This is a genomic window from Kitasatospora griseola (genome assembly GCF_014648555.1).
Taxonomy (GTDB): Bacteria; Actinomycetota; Actinomycetes; order Streptomycetales; family Streptomycetaceae; genus Kitasatospora; species Kitasatospora griseola.
This window is the reverse complement of the sequence record NZ_BMRI01000009.1, coordinates 127,629-144,254: the sequence shown is the minus strand read 5'-3', so window position 1 is coordinate 144,254 and position 16,626 is coordinate 127,629. Positions and strand designations below refer to the sequence as shown.

Sequence of the window (16,626 nt, the reverse complement as noted above, 5' to 3'; positions counted from 1 at the left end):
ACGCGGCGCTCGCCGCCCGCACCGGCCCGCCGGCCGCCACGGTGCGCGCCGCCGGCTCGCCGAGCTGTGCGAATCGGGCCGGGCGGCGCTGCGCTGCGACGCCTCGCCCCGGGTCACCGGGTGCCCGCGGGGCGCGACGCTCCGGCTGGACGTCCCCCCGACCGAGCTGCCGAACGCCGCCCGCCGACTCGCCGCGCTGCCGCGGACCCGGATGTGCGCGATCACCGTCCGCCCCGCCGACCTGGTGGTCCACCTGATCGCCCCCGGCCGCCAGCGCCGCGACTCCCCGCCGTACGCGCCCTCGACCGCCACCCGACCCTGCGCACCACCGACGGCCGGCGCACCGGGTACGTCCCGACCGCACCCTGACGCCCCGTTAGCCCGCCGCCCGGCCGAGCGCCAGCGCCGCCAGCAGGGCCGCCGCGTCGCCGAGCACGGCGTCGTCGAAGCGGGCCTGCGGGGAGTGGTTGTAGGGGGCGGTGAACGGGTCGGCGTCGGCCGGGCAGGCGCCGAGCACGACGTACGCGGCGGGGACGTGTTCGGCGAGGACACTGAAGTCCTCCGAGCCGGCCAACGGGCGTGGCATCTCGACGTACCGGTCGCCGCCGAGCAGTCGGCGGACCGTCCGCTCCGCGTACGCGGCCTCGGCCGGGTCGTTGACGGTCACCGGGTAGCCGGGCTCGGCCACCGCCTCGACCTGGCAGCCGTGCGCCTCGCCGATGCCGCGCACCAGCCGGACGGCCCGGTCGAGCACCTGCGCCCGGGCGGCGGGGGAGAACGAGCGGACAGTGGCGGCGAATTCGGCCCGGTCGGGGACGACGTTCTCCACCGTGCCCGCGTGGAAGGTGCCGACGGTGAGCACCACCGGGTCGAAGGCGTCGAACTGGCGGGTGACCAGGGTCTGCAGCGCCAGCACCGCCTCGCAGGCCACCGGGACGGGGTCGAGCGCCAGGTGCGGGCTGGAGCCGTGGCCGCCGCGGCCGCGGACCACCACCCGCAGCGTGTCGCTGGCGGCCATGATCGGGCCTGGTCGGCCGGCCACGTACCCGGCGGGCAGCTGCGCGGCGGCGACGTGCAGCGCGTACGCGGCGGCGACCCGCTCCCCGGCGGCGTCCAGCACGCCCTCCTCGATCATCAGGGCGGCCCCGCCCGCGCCCTCCTCGCCCGGCTGGAACATGAACACCACGCTGCCGGCCAGCTGTTCACGCCGCTCGGCGAGCAGCCGGGCCGCGCCGACCAGCGCGGCGGCGTGCAGGTCGTGGCCGCAGGCGTGCATCGCACCGGGCAGCTCGGAGGCGTACGGCAGGCCGGTCTCCTCCTGGACGGGCAGCGCGTCCAGGTCGGCGCGCAGCAGCACGGCCGGGCCGGGGCGGGCGCCGCGCAGCACTGCGGTGACGGAGGACAGCCGCTCGCCGAGGGTGATCTCCAGCGGCAGGCCGTCGAGCGCGGCCAGCAGCCGGGCCCGGGTGCGCGGCAGGTCGAGGCCGATCTCCGGGTGGCGGTGCAGGTCGCGCCGGAGTTCGACCAGGGCGGGCCGGAGTGCGGCGGCGGCGCGGCGCAGGTCTTCGCCGCCTCCTGGGTCTTCGAGGTCTTCGAGGTCTTCGGACGTGGGGAGATCGGGGTGGACGTCGGCCGACACGGTGCGCCTCCAGGGTGGACGGGGAGCGGACGGTCTCCGGCATCCTGCCCCGGAACCGCCGCCCGGCCGCCCCCGACGCACGGATCAGCCGCGACCGACGGTTTCCGCGCACGAATCGGCCGGCAGCGCGGCCGCGATCGCCCGGGCCGCGGCGGCGGGAGCGGCGGTACTTTCGCGCGGCGCGGTGACGATCGCGCCGTCCGTCAACAGGACGATCCGGCGGGCGAGTTCGGCGCTCTCCGGCTCCGGTCGGCCGTCGGCGGCCAGCAGGGCGGCGGCGAGGCAGACGACGACCTGGTGCCGGTGGCCCGCGGCGACCCGGTGAGCGGGGCGGTCGGGGTCGGCGGTCTCGACCCAGGTGTTCATGACCCCTCGACGCCACCGACACCCCGATCGACCACGCCGCCGACGTCCACCACGCCCTCGAAGGCGGCTTCGCCCACCTCCGTCTGCCCGGCACCGACACCGTCCGGGTGGTCTCCGCCTCGGCCGTCCAGCGGCTCACCCACCGGGGCTGATCTCTCTCAACTTCCGTTCATTCCAAGCCTGTTGAAACTCCCCTGCGCAGACCGCCCGGCTGTCACAATCGCTTCCATGACGTCACCGATCCGCGCCCTGGCCATCGTGGCCGCGCTGCTCACCGCCGGACTCGCCGTCACCGCCTGCGACTCCGGCAGCCCGGACGGCGGGAAGCGGACGGTGGTGGCCTTCACCGCGGACAGCCCGCTCTCCGGCGAAGCCCTCAAGCAGGCCGCCGAACAGCTCCGTCACCGCGCCGAACTGCTCGGCTTCAAGGACCCTCGGGTCAGCACCGACGGCGGGACTCTCTCGCTCTCCGTCGCCGGCGCCGTCGACAACCGCACCGAGGCCCTCACCCACCAGGTCGTCCTGGAGTTCCGCCCCGTCCTCGCCACCGCACCGCCCGCCGACAGCAGCACCACGCCGTCGAGCGCCGTCCCGCTCCCGCTGCGCCCGCAGTTCCAGGCCCTGGACTGCACCGCCCCGCCGCGCCCCGCCGACCCGAGCACCGCGACCGTCGCCTGCAGCACGACCACCGCTCAGGAACCGGCCCTGAAGCTCGCCCTCGGCCCGGTCGCCATCAAGGGCGCCGACATCGCCAAGAGCACCGCCGTCTTCGACGACCGCAGCGCCAAGTGGGGGATCGACCTCACCTTCACCGCCACCGGCGCGACCGACTTCACCACCCTCACCGCCGCCCTGGTCACCCAGCCCGACCCGGCCAACCAATTCGCCATCGTCATCGACGGCGCCGTCGCCTCCCACCCCGCCGTCATGCAGACCATCACCGGCGGCCAGGCCCTCATCACCGGCTCCTTCACCCACGACCAGGCCCAGACCCTCGCCGCCCAACTCGCCACCCCCGCCCTCCCCGCAGGCCTCCGCCCCGCCACCCCCTGACGGCAAATCACCTTCAGGGACAGATCAGGCTCACGGTCGGAAAGTACGTCCGGTAGCGGGTGGCATCCCGAGTGAACAGCCGATGGCCCCGCACGGCCGCGTGCGCACCGATGTAGAAGTCGGGCAACGGAGCGGTCTTCTGCCCACCACGCCGCCGGTACTGCAGGAACGCCTTGCCGGCCCCAGGAAGCCCGCCTCGTAGGCCAGTGGCTCACGGCCGAACGCCTCGGCCGGCAGCGCCTCGTCGACCAGCTCTTCCCGGGGAGCGCCGCCCCGAAGTGGTCGGGGCGGCGCCGGCGCGCGTGGGGTGTCAGTCGGTGAGCGGGAGGTAGACCCGGTTGCCGTGGGCGGCGAACTCGGCGGACTTCTCGGCCATGCCGGCCTGGACGGTGTCGTCGAGGTCGGTGCCGTGTTCGTCGCGGATCTGACGGCTGATCTTCATCGAGCAGAACTTCGGGCCGCACATGGAGCAGAAGTGCGCGGTCTTGGCGGGTTCGGCGGGGAGGGTCTCGTCGTGGAAGGCGCGGGCGGTCTCCGGGTCGAGGGCCAGGTTGAACTGGTCCTCCCAGCGGAACTCGAAGCGGGCGTCGGAGAGGGCGTCGTCCCAGGCCTGGGCGCCGGGGTGGCCCTTGGCGAGGTCGGCGGCGTGGGCGGCGATCTTGTAGGTGATGACGCCGGTCTTGACGTCGTCGCGGTTGGGCAGGCCCAGGTGTTCCTTGGGGGTGACGTAGCAGAGCATCGCGGTGCCCCACCAGGCGATCATCGCGGCGCCGATGCCGGAGGTGATGTGGTCGTAGCCGGGAGCGACGTCGGTGGTGAGCGGGCCGAGCGTGTAGAACGGGGCCTCGTCGCAGATCTCCTGCTGGAGTTCCATGTTCTCGCGGATCTTGTGCATCGGGACGTGCCCGGGGCCCTCGATCATCACCTGGACGTCCTTGGCCCGGGCGATCCGGCCGAGCTCGCCAAGGGTGGTGAGTTCGGCGAACTGCGCCTCGTCGTTGGCGTCGGCGATGGAGCCGGGGCGCAGGCCGTCACCGAGCGAGAAGGTGACGTCGTAGGCGCGCAGCAGGTCGCAGAGCTCCTCGAAGTGGGTGTAGAGGAAGTTCTCCTGATGGTGCGCCAGGCACCAGGCGGCCATGATGGAGCCGCCGCGCGAGACGATGCCGGTCTTGCGGCGGGCGGTGAGCGGCACGTACCGCAGCAGCACGCCGGCGTGCACCGTCATGTAGTCGACGCCCTGCTCGCACTGTTCGAGGACGGTGTCCCGGTAGACCTCCCAGCTGAGGTCCTCGGCCCGGCCGTCGACCTTCTCCAGCGCCTGGTAGAGCGGGACGGTGCCGATCGGGACGGGGGAGTTGCGCAGGATCCACTCGCGGGTGGTGTGGATGTTGCGGCCGGTGGAGAGGTCCATGACGGTGTCGGCGCCCCAGCGGGTGGCCCAGGTCATCTTCTCCACCTCCTCCTCGATGGAGGAGGTGACGGCGGAGTTGCCGATGTTGGCGTTGATCTTCACCAGGAAGTCGGTGCCGATGACGGCCGGTTCGCTCTCGGGGTGGTTGACGTTGACCGGGATGACGGCCCGTCCGCGCGCCACCTGCTCGCGCACGAACTCCGGCTCCAGGCCTTCCCGGAGCGCCACGAACTCCATCTCCGGGGTGATCAACCCGCGTTTGGCGTAGCCGAGTTGGGTGACGGCGACGCCGTCCCTGGCGCGCAGCGGGCGGCGTGGGCGGCCGGGGAAGACGGCGTCCAGGTTGCGCAGGTCGCCGCCGCGCGGCGCGGTGTGCTTGATGCCGTCGTCCTCGGGCCGGGCCTCCCGGCCGTCGTACTCCTCGACGTCGCCGCGTTGGCGGATCCAGGCGTCGCGGAGGGCGGGCAGTCCGCGTCGGACGTCGGTGGGCAGGTCGGGGTCGGTGTACGGGCCGGAGGTGTCGTACAGCGGGACGGTCCGGCCGTCGGTCAGGTGGACCTCGCGGTAGGGGACCCGCAGGTCGGGGCGGCTGCCCTGACGGTAGGCCTTGCGCCAGGCCGGGGTGGGGTATCCCTCGGCGGACGGCCGGGCAGACGTGTGCTCAGAAAATGCGGTCATCGGACCTTCAACTCCCTACGCCGGCATTACCCGGTCAGGTTCCTGCGGTCGGCGCAGCAGGTGGTACGCGGGCCGCGTACCGTCAGCGCCCTCTCAGCCCGGTGCTCCGAGCTCCCGTTCCGCGCAGGCGTGGCCGCCTGCGTTCGGTTCCTCACCGTAGGGCACGATGCGACGCCGGTCCAGGGCGCACCGCTCGGCCCCGCCCGCCCGCCGGGGGCAACTCCCGCGCGCGATCGTGCTGTTCACGCCCCGTTCGAAGTGGGAGAATCGTCCAGGTGATCGGACTGATGGGACGGGTGACGGGGCGGATCGGCGCGGGGCTGGTCGGCGAGGTGATGGTGCACATCCCGGAGCGGCTGGGCACCGAGGCGTTCCTGGCGTACCGCGCCACCCCGGGCGAGTCGTTGGAGCCGGGCGCCATGGTGGTCGTGGTCGAATACCAGCCACCGCGCACGGTCTACGTCGAGCCGCTCTGATCGCCCGTCAGAACGGTTCCGCTCACCCCCCGCGACCGTTTCGGGACAGTGCGAGTTCCCCTCCGCCCACCCCTTCCCCCGTGATCCGGAACGGCGGAGAATGCGGCTGCCGCCGGTTTCCGCGCCAGATCTGCACAGCCCAAGCGCAGCACGGGACCGGTGCGCTCTGAAGGGGGAGATTGCCGATGCTGATCGGCATCGCAGGAAGCGCCGTCGGAGGCGTCGTTCTTCTGATCGTCCTGTTCAAGCTCATGTGGCGGGTCGCCGAGCCCAACGAGGCGCTGGTGATCTCGGGTTCCAAGCACGGCGAGGGCCTCGGCTTCCGCGTGGTGACCGGGCGGGGCACCTTCGTGGTGCCGGGCGTCCAGGCGGTCCGCCGGCTCTCGCTCGACCTGAACGAGGCCGCGCTCGACGTGGAGTGTGTGACGTCGCAGGGAATTCCCGTGCACGTCAAGGGGGTTGTGATCTTCAAGGTGGGCGACGACAACGCGTCGATCGCCAACGCCGCCCGGCGTTTCCTGGACCAGCAGAAGATGATGGGCCAGCGGGTGCACAACGTGTTCGCCGGCCACCTGCGGTCCATCGTCGGCGGGCTGACGGTCGAGGACATGATCCGCGACCGCGAGCGGCTCACCGGTGAGACCCGCTCCGCCTCGGGCATCGAGATGGAGAAGCTCGGTCTGATCATCGACTCGCTGCAGATCCAGGAGATCCTGGACCCGACCGGCTACATCACCAACCTGGCCGCGCCGCACGCCGCGGCCGTCCAGCGCGACGCCCGCATCGCCGCCGCCGAGGCGGACCGGCGGGCCACCGAGGCCGAGCAGGAGGCGTTCGCCCGCAAGGCCGAGGCCACCCGCAACTCCGGTATCCAGCAGGCCGGTTACCAGGCCGAGATGGACACCGCCGCGGCCCGGGCGCTGCAGGCCGGCCCGCTCGCGCAGGCCGCCGCCCGGCAGGAGGTCGTGGTCCAGGAGACCAAGGTCGCCGAGCTGGAGGCGCACCGCAAGGAGCAGCAGCTGCAGGCGGACGTCCGCAAGCCCGCGGACGCCCGCGCGTACGAGACCCGCACCAAGGCCGAGGCCGACCGCGACGCCCGGATCTCCGCCGCCGAGGCGCTGTCCCGGGAGACCGACCTGAAGACCGCCGCCGAGGCGAACCGGGTCAAGGTCGCCGCCGCGGCCGAGGCCGAGGCCACCAGGGCCCGCGGTCTGGCCGCGGCCGAGGCCACCCGGGCCACCGGTGAGGCGCAGGCCGCCGCCGAGGCCGCCAAGGGCCTGGCCGAGGCCGAGGCGTCCCGGGCGAAGGGCCTCGCCGAGGCGGAGGCCACCCGGGCACAGGGCCTGGCCGAGGCCGAGGGCATCAAGGCCCGCGCCGCGGCGCTGGCCGAGAACCAGGAGGCGGTGGTCGCCCAGCAGCTCGCCGAGAACTGGCCGGCGATCGTCCGGGCCGGCGCGGACGCGTTCGGCAACGTCGAGCACATGGTGCTGCTGAACGGCGCCGAGGGCATGTCCGAGATGTTCGCCAAGGCGCTCACCATGGGCGGCACCGGCCTCGGCCTGGCCCGCCAGCTGCTCACCGCGATGTCCCCGGCCGCCGCAGACGCCGGGAACGGCGAGAACACCGCGGCCGCCAAGGCCGCCGCCGCCCCGGCGCAGGTCATCCCGATCCAGGCCGACGCCGAGTAACTCCCGGCAGGGAAAGGCACGTTCCGCCCGGGCGAGGGAATCCCCTCCCCGGGCGGACCCAGGTCCGCCCTCCGCACATCCCAGCCGCGGGTGAGTACCCGTACTCACGCCCCCGGGTCGGCTCCGCGCCAGCATCGAGCCATGGACCTCCTGCCTCGCATCGGGATCACCGCGACCGGCTCGTGCCTGCCCCGACAGACCGTCACCTCCCGTCAGCTGCAGGACGAAGTGGCCGCCGGCGCCCGGCTTCCGCTGCCCGACGGCATGTTCGAGAAGGCGACCGGCATCCGCACCCGGCGCTTCGCCCGTGACGACGAGCACCCCTCCACGCTGGCGCTGGGCGCGGCCCGCCGGGCGCTCGCGGCGCGCGGGATCGGGCCCGAGGACGTCGACCTGCTGCTGTTCGCGTCCGCCTCGCGGGACGTCTGCGAGCCCGCCACCGCGCGGCCGGCGGGACGGCGGGACCAGGTACGCGCTGGACCAGCTGGCCCGGCCGGTGGTCCTGGACACCGCGAAGTCCCGGCTCCAGGGGTTCACCCCGGACCGGGACCTCGGTCACCACCTCGCCCACCTGGCCGGGCAACTGCCCGGCCGGACTTAGCTCTTGGTGGCCTTCTTGATGAGGATCACCACCGCGGCGGCGATGCCGACCAGCACCAGGACGTTGACCGCGAAGCCGATCGCTCCCAGCACTGCGCCGACCAGGGTCCAGAAGACCTTCCAGGCGATCACCAGCAGGACGATCGGGACGACGATGTTGCGCACCCAGGAGGGCAGCGACTTCCAGAACTCGGCCATGTCCGTACCTTCTCCCCTCGGGGTCGGTGCCGGTGGTTCCGGCTGCGTTCCCGCTCCCTCGATCTCGACACTTCGATCGTAGGTCGGCCGGACGGGTGAATCGAGGTTTCGCGGCCCGGAGAGAACCCGGAGATCCATCCCTGAGCCCCCGCCCGGGGGAACCCTCAGAGCCGGGTCACACCGGCCAGCCCTCCCCCTGCCAGGCGGCGTCCCAGAACATCCACTCGTACCGCGAGGTGGTGGTGAAGTGCTCGACCACGCGCCGCCGTTCGGCCGCCGAGAGGTCCTCGCCGATCCGGTCGGCGAGGTCCAGGACGCGGCGCACCACGGCCTGGAACTCCTCCCCGCCGTAGGCGGCGATCCACTTGGCGTACAGCGGCTCGGGGGAGGAGCGGCACAGCAGTTCCTCGCCGACCCGGGCGTAGATCCAGTAGCAGGGCAGGACCGCGCCGAGCGCCTCCGCGAACGAGCCGCCGTAGACGGTGGCCAGCAGGTAGCTGGTGTAGGCGCGGGTGGTGGGGAGCACGGGTTCGGCGGCGGCCGCGGCGCCGTCCTCGCCGAAGGCGTGCAGGAAGTCGGCGTGCATCTCCTGCTCGGCGGCGATGGCGCCGACCGCGTCGTTGGCGAAGGCCAGCACCTCGTCCTCGCCGGGGGCCTTGGCGGCGCACACCGCGAGCGCCCGGGCGTAGTCGCGCAGGTAGTGCGAGTCCTGGACGACGAAGTGGCGGAACGCGGCCCGCGGCAGGGTGCCGTCGGTCAGGCCGGCCAGGAACGGGTGGTCGAGGATCCGGCCGTAGATCGGCTCGATCGCCGTCCACAGTTCGTCGGTGAGTTTCACAGGCTGCTCCCGTGCTGTCGATGGGGTTGCGGTCGCCGCGGCACGGTCAGTCCTCCGGCGGGGAGAACACCACCAGGACCCGGAGTTCCTCGGTGATGTGGTGGAAGCGGTGCTCCGTCCCGGCGGGGACGAACACCACGCTGCCGCGGGCGACGGTGGCGGTCTCCCGGCCGACGGTCAGCTCGGCCCGGCCGCTGACCACCAGGTAGATCTCGTCCTGGGCGTGCGGGGTCTGCGGGTCGGCCTCGCCGGGGGACAGCGCGTACAGGCCGGCGGACATCGTCGGCTGCTTCAGGAAGCGCAGGTACGCGCCGTCGCCGGCGGCGCGTTCGGCGTCGAGTTCGTCCAGCCGGAACAGCTTCATCGGGGCACGGCTCCTCTCCGGTCCGGGCCCATTCAACAACACTCCATCACACGGTCGTTCACGGGAGCTTCCGCACGGCGGGCGGTCCTGTCACCATCCGCAGCATGAAGAATTTCGTGATCAAAACGCTCATCAACGCGGTGGCGATCTGGATCGCCGCCTGGATCGTCAACGGGATCACGCTGGAGGGGGGCGACTGGCAGCACAAGGCGGTCACCGTGCTCGCGGTGGCGCTCGTCTTCGGTGTGGTCAACTTCGCCATCAAGCCGCTGGTGAAGCTGTTCTCGCTGCCGCTGTTCATCCTCACGCTGGGCCTGGTCACCTTCGTGATCAACGCCCTGATGCTCTGGCTGACCTCCTGGGCGTCGGACAAGCTGGGCCTGGACTTCCACGTGCAGGGCTTCTGGGCGGCGCTGCTCGGTGCGCTGATCATCAGCGTGGTCTCCTGGGGCCTGCACCTGGCCTTCGGCGACGACGACTGACCGGCCCGCGCCCCGGTCCTCGCGGCCGACCGGCCACCGGACAGCTCCCCGCAGCTGTCCGACGGCCGGTCACGCCGCAGGGGCCGCGGACCGGGCCCGCGGGCTCAACCCGCGTTCTCGTGCCCGGTGGTGGACAGGATGTCGGCCAACTCCTGGTCGAGGTCGCCGGTCGCGACCTCCTGACCCATCGGCACCACCACGTCGGTGCGGGCGAGGAAGGCCAGCAGCGGCGGGGCGGCGGCGCGCACCCGGGCGTCGCCCTCGGGGGAGCGCAGCACCAGGTCGACCTCGGACAGGTCCTCGCCGAGCGGCTGGAGGTGGACGTCGCCCTCGCCGCTGGCCCGGCTGAGCCCGTCGACCAGCAGTTCGCGCGCGAAGACCCAGGTGACCGGTTCGTCGCCGGGCAGGTGGAAGGTGAAGCGGACGGCGAACGGGTCGCCGCCGTCGTAGTCCAGGTCGACCACGACGCGGAAGGAGAGCTCGCTCGACACCACGAGGTGCATCGCCATGTGGGCTCGGACCGTGTTGTGCATGCGCCAGTACCTCTCGTTCTGCCCGCCCGTGTACGCCGAGGGTCGAGCGGTGGGGTCGGGCATCTATCGGTTCGCTGTCGGTTCTCTGTCCCCAATTCCCCGTTCGGACCTCATCGTCCAGGTTTGACGGCGATGTGGACAAGGCGTGCTTTTTCAAATGGTGAACGAACGCACCGGCGGAATCAGCCCACGAACGCGGGGAACATCGCCCCCACCAGGCGGCGCAGCCGGACCGCCGCCGGGCCGAGCCGGTCGCCCTGTTCGACGGGCAGTGATATCGCCACCGTGGCGACCACCGAGCCGACGGTGATCGGCACCGCCGCGCAGACCGCGCCGAGCGCGTACTCCTGCCGCTCCAGCACCGGCACGGTGGGCCGGACGGCGTCGAGCCGGCGCAGCACCGCGCGCCGGTCGCCGACGGTGGACGGGGTGAGCGCGGCCGGCCGGTGCCGGGAGAGGTGGTCGAGCCGTTCCTCGGTGCCGAGTTGGGACAGCAGGCAGAGTCCGACGGCGTGCGCGTGCGCGGTGCTGCGGAAGTCCGCCCACTCCTCCACCGCCGGCTGCGCGGGGCCGGAGAAGACCTCCACCATCCGCACTTCGCCGTCCTCGTAGACCGCGTGGTAGACGGCGGCGCCGAGTTCGTCGCGCAGCCGCGCCAGCCGTCCGCGAAGGTCGGTGCACTCGGACTGCCGGGTGTCGGCGCGGCAGATCCCGTCGACCGAGGCGCCGAAGTAGAACCGGCCGTCGTCGCGCCGCAGGTAGCCCTCGTGGGTGAGGGTGCGCAGCAGGTGATAGGCGGTGCCGAGGGGGAGCCCGGCGGAGCGGGCCAGCTGTTTGGCGGTGGCGCCGTGGGTGTGGGAGCCGACCGCTTCGAGCAGTCGCAGGGCGCGCTGCACCGAGCCGATCAAGGTGGGCGCACGTATGTCTTCGGCGGGCGGCGCGGTGGGTTCCCCGGTCCGGTGCATGGTCATCCCCATCCCCGGGCGCTGAGGGGCATCCGGAGACGTCCGCTCCGAATCCGCCCGGCAGTCGGTCATTGCAGCACAGGGCCGACCTCCCCGCAATCATTGTGGAGACCCCGCTCGCCGATTCACCTTCGCTCCGAAGGTGCAAGCGCCCGGACGGCTCGACCACGAAGGACGGCATCGCGCCTGGCGGGTGAATTCAAGATCCACGGCCGAAGTCTCCGTCGCCGCCCCGGGACACACCCGGGCATGCCGCCGCACCCGGACGGCGGAACGGATTCCTCCGATTCGCTCCACTGTGCGAGTTTCGCGGTCACCGGCGCGCGGCAGACTCCCGCACAACGCTCGCGCCCCGGAGGTGGCAGCCATGTCGGGCCCCGTCCGTCCTGTCGTCAAGCGCACCGCCCGCGCGATCCTGCTGGAGTTCGATCCGGCCGCCCCGCACTCCCCCGCCTCGCTGGTGCTGATCCGCCGGGTCCGCCCGGGCTCCCCGCACCCGTACTGGATCACCCCCGGCGGCGGCGTCGAGCCCACCGACCCGACCGTGGTCGCCGCCCTGCACCGCGAGGTGGACGAGGAGCTCGGCGGGAAGATCACCGACGTGGTGCCGGCCTTCGTCGACACCGTCGCGCACTCCCACCACGACGACGGCACGCCCGCCCACCCGCACGGCGTCAAGGTGCAGCACTTCTTCGTCTGCCGGCTCACCGGCTCCGACCCGGACCGCCGGCACGGCCCCGAGGTGGAGCACCCCAACGGCGAGTACGCGATCGTCCGGGTGCCGTTCACCCGCGAGGGCGTCACCTCAGTCAACGTCGTCCCTCCCAGCCTTCGCGCCTACCTCGCCGCCAACATCGAGGGCATCCGCGCCCTGCTCGCCGAGGACCTCGGCTGAGCCGGGGCGCCGGGGCCCGTCTCATACCGGCTGGTCGTACCGGACGGACCCGGCCGGCATCCCGCAGCGCCGCAGCGCCGCCGCCCCGGCCCGCACCATCGCCGCCGGGCCGCTCAGGCAGGCCGTGTACCCGTGCCACGGGGCGTACCGGGCCACCACCTCCGGCAGCTGTCCGGACAGCGCCCCGCCCGAGCCGCCGTCCTCCTCCGAGAGCACCGGCCGGACGGTCAACCAGGGGTTCCGCTCGGCGAGTTGGCGCAGCTCGGCGAGCCGGTACAGTCCGGCGGCCCGGCGCGCGCCGTAGAACACCTCCACCCGACGGCCCGCCGCTCCGTGCGCGGCGACCTCCTCCACCAACGCGACGACCGGCCCGATGCCGGTGCCGCCGCCCAGGCAGAGCAGGTTCTCCCCCGCCGCGTGGTCCACCGTCATGCCGCCCTCGGCCGCGCCCAGCCGCAGCACGTCGCCCGGCCGGGCCCGGTGCACCAGCGCGTTGCTCACCCAGCCCGCCGGCACCGCCTTGACGTGCAGCGTCAGCAGCCCGTCCGGCCGCGGCGCCGACCCGAACGAGTAGGGCCGCCACACCCGCGGCCACCACGGCGTCTCCACCGCCGCCCACTGCCCGGCCCGGAACGGGTACGCCTGGTCCGGACGGAGCGTCAGCACCGCGGTGTTCTCGGCCGCCTGCCGGTGCGCCACCACCTCGGCCTGCCACCACGCCGGGGACGAGCGCGCCTCGTCCAGCCCCTCGACCAGCAGCCGCGACACCAGCGCCAGCAGCCGACGGCAGGCCGCCTCGGCCCGCTCGTCCCACACTGCGCCGCCGAACCGGGCCAGCGCCTGCACCAGGCACTCCTCGGCGGAGGCATAGTGCCCGGGCAGCACCCCGTACCTGCGGTGCCCGCGGCCCATCGGGGCCAGGTACCCGCGCAGCGCCGCCGGGTCGTCGGCGTGCCGCACGCACTGCTCGAACGCCCGGAACAGCAGCTCGCGCTGCTCGTCCATGGCGGCCGGGAACATCGCCCGCAGCTCCGGGTGGCGCAGGAACACCAGCGCGTGGAAGTGCGCCATCGCCCGGTCCGCGACCGGCCGCACCGCCGCCAGCACCGCCCCGATCGCCGCCAGCTCCTCCGGGGTCGGCGGCAGCGCCGGACCGGCCGGCTCCGCGCCGACCGCCCGCGGCGCGGCCGGCTGCGGCCAGGCCGCCGGCACGCCCCACGCCCGGGCCCAACGGTCGCCCGGGCCCACCCAGTTGGGCGTCCGGGCCGGCCGGAACAGCGACTCGACCGCCGCGGGCGCGGGCGGTACCGGGGCGGGCGGCGCGGGCACGGTCGGCGGCCGGGTGGGCTTCTCCGGGACGGCCGGCACGGGGGTGAGGGGCCTGCTGTCGAGTGCGAGCTGACGAGTAGCCAAGGGAATCGTTCCGCTTCCGGTCGACCGATCTGCTGACGCCGTCAGCACAGTGCCACCGACCGCACGGCAGATCCGTCGAATCGGGCAAAATCGGGACAACCGGCCCGTCCACCCGCTACCCTCGCCCCGCCCGGGCGCGGCCCGCACCCGCGGACCGCGCCCCGAACCGCGCCCCGAACCGGGCTCAGAGCCCGCGCAGCAGCACCCCCGGGCGCTCCACGCAGTCCGCGACGAACCGCAGGAACCCGCCCGCGGTGCCCCCGTCGCAGACCCGGTGGTCGAAGGTGAAGGACAGCTGGGTGACCTGACGGACCGCCAACTGCCCCTCGTGCACCCACGGCTTCGGGGTGATCCGGCCGACCCCGAGCATCGCCGCCTCCGGGTGGTTGAGGAGCGGCGTGGAGCCGTCCACCCCGAACACGCCGTAGTTGTTCAGCGTGAACGTCCCGCCGGTCAGCTCGGCCGGGCTCAGCGACCCGGCGCGGGCCGCCTCGGTCAGCCGGCCCAGCTCCACCGACAGCCGCTCGGTGCCCAGCAGTTGGGCGTCCCGCACCACCGGCACCACCAGCCCGCGCCGGCCCTGCGCCGCGAAGCCCAGCTGGACGGCGCGGTGCCGGCGGACGGCGTCGCCCTCGACGCTGGAGTTGAGCTCCGGGAAGCGCTCCAGACCGACCAGGCAGATCCGCGCCAGCAGCGCCAGCACGCTCACCTTCGGACCGGGCGCCTGGTTCATCTGCCCGCGCAGCGCCATCAGTTCGGTGGCGTCCGCGTCCACCCAGCAGGTCGCCGACGGGATCTCCCGGTGGCTGCGGGTCAGCTTCTCCGCGACGGTGCGGCGCAGCCCGCGCAGCGGGATCAGCTCGTCCTCCGCCGTTCCACGTGGAACCTCCACCGGGGCGGCCTCGACGGGGCGTTCGATCGCCCGCTCGACGTCCCGCCGGGTGATCAGCCCGTCCGGGCCGGTGCCGGGCACCTGCGCCAGGTCGAGCCCGTGCTCGCGGGCGATCCGGCGCACCAGCGGCGAGATCACCGCCACCACGGCCGGGGGGGCCGCCACCACCGCCGGGGCCGCCGCCGCAGGCGCCACCGCGACCGGGGCGACCGGCAGGGCGGGCGCCACCGGGGCGCTGCCGCCGCCCGGCGCGACCCGGCGGCGGCCGGCCCGGCGGGTCTCGGCCACCCCGTAGCCCACCAGCGGGCGCTCCACCTCGGGCGCGGGCCCGTCCTCCGGCACGTGCCCGGCGGCGACGGCCACGGTGACCAGCGGCGCGCCGACCGGCACCTCCTGCCCGACCTCGCCGAACCGGGCGGTGACCACTCCGCCGTACGGGCAGGGCACCTCGACCACCGCCTTGGCGGTCTCCACCTCCACCACCGCCTGGTCGACGGCGATCACCTCGCCGACCTCGACCATCCAGCGCACCACCTCGGCCCCGGTGAGTCCCTCACCGAGGTCGGGCAGCGTGAACTCGCGGACCACCGGCATCGCCATCACTCCTCCCATTGGAGCCGGGCGACGGCGTCCAGGATCCGGTCCACCCCGGGCAGGTGGTGGTGCTCCAGCATCGGCGGCGGGTACGGGATGTCGAACCCGGTGACCCGCAGCACCGGTGCGGCCAGATGGTGGAAGCACTTCTCGGTCAGCCGGGCGGCGATCTCCGCCCCGGCCCCGCCGAAGCCGCTGGCCTCGTGGACCACCACGGCCCGGCCCAGCGAACGCACCACCTCGCAGGCGGTGGCCTCGTCGAACGGCACCAACGAGCGCAGGTCGAGCACGGCCAGGTCCCAGCCCTCGGCCTTGGCCGCTTCGGCGGCCTCCAGGCAGACCGGCAGCGACGGGCCGTAGGTGACCAGCACCGCCGAAGTCCCCGGCCGGCGCAGCACGGCCTTCCCGATCGGCTCCACGCCGACCGCCGGGTCCCACTCGTCCTTGCCCCAGTACAGGCGCTTGGGCTCCAGGAACACCACCGGGTCGTCGGAGGCGATCGCCTCCCGCAGCAGCCCGTACGCGTCAGCGACGGTGGCGGGGGTGACCACGTGCAGGCCGGGGGTGTGCGCGTAGTACGCCTCGGAGGCGTCGCTGTGGTGCTCGACGCCGCCGATGCCGCCGCCGTACGGGACCCGGACGGTGATCGGCAGCGGGAGCTTCCCGGCGGTGCGGTTGCGCATCTTGGCGACGTGCGAGACGAGCTGCTCCATCGCCGGGTAGGCGAAGGCGTCGAACTGCATCTCCACCACGGGGCGCAGCCCGTACATGGCCATGCCGACGGCGGTGCCGAGGATTCCCGCCTCGGCCAGCGGGGTGTCCAGGCAGCGGTCGGCGCCGAACTCGGCGGTCAGGCCGTCGGTGATCCGGAAGACGCCGCCGAGGGCGCCGACGTCCTCGCCGAGCACGTGGACGGATTTGTCGGCGCGCATCGCGTCGCGCAGCGCGGTGTTCAGGGCCTGCGCCATGGTGCCGGTGCGCAGACCGGACTGTTCGCGGGTGGCGGTGGTCATCGGGCGTGCACCTCGGCCTCCGCGGCCAGCTCGGCGGCCAGCTGCGCGGCCTGTTCGCGCAGCTGCTGGGTGGGTTCGGCGTAGACGTGCGCGAACAGCGACATCGGGTCGAGGTCGGGGTCGGCGTGGAACTCGGCGCGCATCCGGGCGGCCATCGCCTCGGCCTCCTCGCCGGCCTCGGCGACCAGCCGGTCGTCCAGCAGGTCGCGCTCGCGCAGCGCGTCCTCCAGCAGCCGGATCGGGTCGTGCGCCTGCCAGGCGGTGACCTCCTCGGCCTGCCGGTAGCGGGTGGCGTCGTCGGCGTTGGTGTGCGCCTCGACGCGGTAGGTGAGCGCCTCCACCAGGGTCGGGCCGCCGCCGCCGCGGGCCCGTTCGAGGGCCTCGGTGAGCACCTGGTGGACGGCCGCGGCGTCGTTGCCGTCGACCAGCCGGCCGGGCATGCCGTAGCCGACCGCCTTGTGGGCCAGGGTCGGCGCGGCGGACTGCCGGGTCAGCGGGACGGAGATCGCGTAGCCGTTGTTCTGCACC

At 73.7% G+C, this 16,626-nt stretch carries 17 protein-coding genes; 5 read left to right on the top strand and 12 right to left on the bottom strand.

All coding sequences use genetic code 11. From position 1 onward, the window contains the following. Positions 1-376 precede the first annotated feature (376 nt). Positions 377-1,561 (bottom strand): M20 metallopeptidase family protein, encoded by a 1,185-nt coding sequence (locus IEZ12_RS14320; RefSeq protein ID WP_189272462.1) that lies wholly within the window; start codon positions 1,559-1,561, stop codon positions 377-379. Positions 1,562-1,723: 162 nt separating this feature from the next. Next, positions 1,724-2,005, bottom strand: coding sequence for a hypothetical protein (locus IEZ12_RS14315; RefSeq protein ID WP_189272378.1), 282 nt, complete (start codon positions 2,003-2,005; stop codon positions 1,724-1,726). A 228-nt stretch (positions 2,006-2,233) separates the two neighbouring features. Between IEZ12_RS14315 and IEZ12_RS14310 the strand changes: the two genes are divergently transcribed. Then, positions 2,234-3,058: a SecDF P1 head subdomain-containing protein gene (locus tag IEZ12_RS14310; RefSeq protein ID WP_189272377.1), complete on the top strand. Its 825-nt coding sequence runs from the start codon at positions 2,234-2,236 to the stop codon at positions 3,056-3,058. Positions 3,059-3,368: 310 nt separating this feature from the next. Here the strand turns inward: IEZ12_RS14310 and thiC are convergent, their stop codons facing one another. Beyond that, positions 3,369-5,147: a phosphomethylpyrimidine synthase ThiC gene (thiC, locus tag IEZ12_RS14305; RefSeq protein ID WP_189272376.1), complete on the bottom strand. Its 1,779-nt coding sequence runs from the start codon at positions 5,145-5,147 to the stop codon at positions 3,369-3,371. A 275-nt stretch (positions 5,148-5,422) separates the two neighbouring features. Between thiC and IEZ12_RS14300 the strand changes: the two genes are divergently transcribed. Next, on the top strand, positions 5,423-5,623 hold the full coding sequence (locus IEZ12_RS14300; protein WP_043915404.1) for an NfeD C-terminal domain-containing protein: 201 nt from the start codon (positions 5,423-5,425) through the stop codon (positions 5,621-5,623). Positions 5,624-5,808: 185 nt separating this feature from the next. After that, positions 5,809-7,311, top strand: coding sequence for a flotillin family protein (locus tag IEZ12_RS14295; RefSeq protein ID WP_189272375.1), 1,503 nt, complete (start codon positions 5,809-5,811; stop codon positions 7,309-7,311). A 597-nt stretch (positions 7,312-7,908) separates the two neighbouring features. Here the strand turns inward: IEZ12_RS14295 and IEZ12_RS14290 are convergent. The 3 genes from IEZ12_RS14290 to IEZ12_RS14280 all read right to left on the bottom strand — a co-directional run bounded on the left by IEZ12_RS14290 (position 7,909) and on the right by IEZ12_RS14280 (position 9,311). Continuing rightward, positions 7,909-8,109: a DUF5326 family protein gene (locus IEZ12_RS14290; RefSeq protein WP_043915400.1), complete on the bottom strand. Its 201-nt coding sequence runs from the start codon at positions 8,107-8,109 to the stop codon at positions 7,909-7,911. A 175-nt stretch (positions 8,110-8,284) separates the two neighbouring features. Then, positions 8,285-8,947, bottom strand: coding sequence for a thiaminase II (tenA, locus tag IEZ12_RS14285; RefSeq protein ID WP_189272374.1), 663 nt, complete (start codon positions 8,945-8,947; stop codon positions 8,285-8,287). A gap of 46 nt (positions 8,948-8,993) precedes the next feature. After that, a complete protein-coding gene (locus tag IEZ12_RS14280; RefSeq protein ID WP_043915398.1) occupies positions 8,994-9,311 on the bottom strand; it encodes a cupin domain-containing protein in 318 nt (105 codons plus the stop codon). Between the two features lie 104 nt (positions 9,312-9,415). Here IEZ12_RS14280 and IEZ12_RS14275 point away from each other — a divergent pair, with 104 nt between their 5' ends. Further along, positions 9,416-9,793, top strand: a complete 378-nt coding sequence (locus tag IEZ12_RS14275) for a phage holin family protein (RefSeq protein ID WP_189272373.1) — start codon at positions 9,416-9,418, stop codon at positions 9,791-9,793. Between the two features lie 104 nt (positions 9,794-9,897). Here IEZ12_RS14275 and IEZ12_RS14270 read toward each other — a convergent pair whose 3' ends face one another. Both IEZ12_RS14270 and IEZ12_RS14265 read right to left on the bottom strand, forming a co-directional pair. Then, entirely contained in the window at positions 9,898-10,302 is a 405-nt protein-coding gene (locus tag IEZ12_RS14270; protein ID WP_308431036.1) for an SsgA family sporulation/cell division regulator, read from the bottom strand. Positions 10,303-10,508: 206 nt separating this feature from the next. Beyond that, positions 10,509-11,297 (bottom strand): IclR family transcriptional regulator, encoded by a 789-nt coding sequence (locus IEZ12_RS14265; protein ID WP_189272371.1) that lies wholly within the window; start codon positions 11,295-11,297, stop codon positions 10,509-10,511. Positions 11,298-11,658: 361 nt separating this feature from the next. On the opposite strand from IEZ12_RS14265, the gene IEZ12_RS14260 reads away from it, so the two are divergent. Further along, a complete protein-coding gene (locus IEZ12_RS14260; RefSeq protein WP_189272370.1) occupies positions 11,659-12,186 on the top strand; it encodes an NUDIX domain-containing protein in 528 nt (175 codons plus the stop codon). Between the two features lie 21 nt (positions 12,187-12,207). Here IEZ12_RS14260 and IEZ12_RS14255 read toward each other — a convergent pair whose 3' ends face one another. The 4 genes from IEZ12_RS14255 to IEZ12_RS38410 all read right to left on the bottom strand — a co-directional run. Beyond that, positions 12,208-13,599 (bottom strand): globin domain-containing protein, encoded by a 1,392-nt coding sequence (locus tag IEZ12_RS14255; RefSeq protein WP_189272369.1) that lies wholly within the window; start codon positions 13,597-13,599, stop codon positions 12,208-12,210. Positions 13,600-13,783: 184 nt separating this feature from the next. Further along, positions 13,784-15,085, bottom strand: coding sequence for a dihydrolipoamide acetyltransferase family protein (locus IEZ12_RS14250; RefSeq protein ID WP_189272461.1), 1,302 nt, complete (start codon positions 15,083-15,085; stop codon positions 13,784-13,786). Positions 15,086-15,090: 5 nt separating this feature from the next. Next, positions 15,091-16,098 carry an alpha-ketoacid dehydrogenase subunit beta gene (locus IEZ12_RS14245; protein ID WP_189272368.1) on the bottom strand — a complete coding sequence of 336 codons (1,008 nt, stop codon included), beginning with the start codon at positions 16,096-16,098 and terminating at the stop codon, positions 15,091-15,093. Next, the coding region (locus IEZ12_RS38410) for a thiamine pyrophosphate-dependent enzyme (protein ID WP_268250251.1) at positions 16,095-16,626 on the bottom strand (532 nt) is incomplete at its 5' end. The genes IEZ12_RS38410 and IEZ12_RS14245, both read right to left, overlap by 4 nt.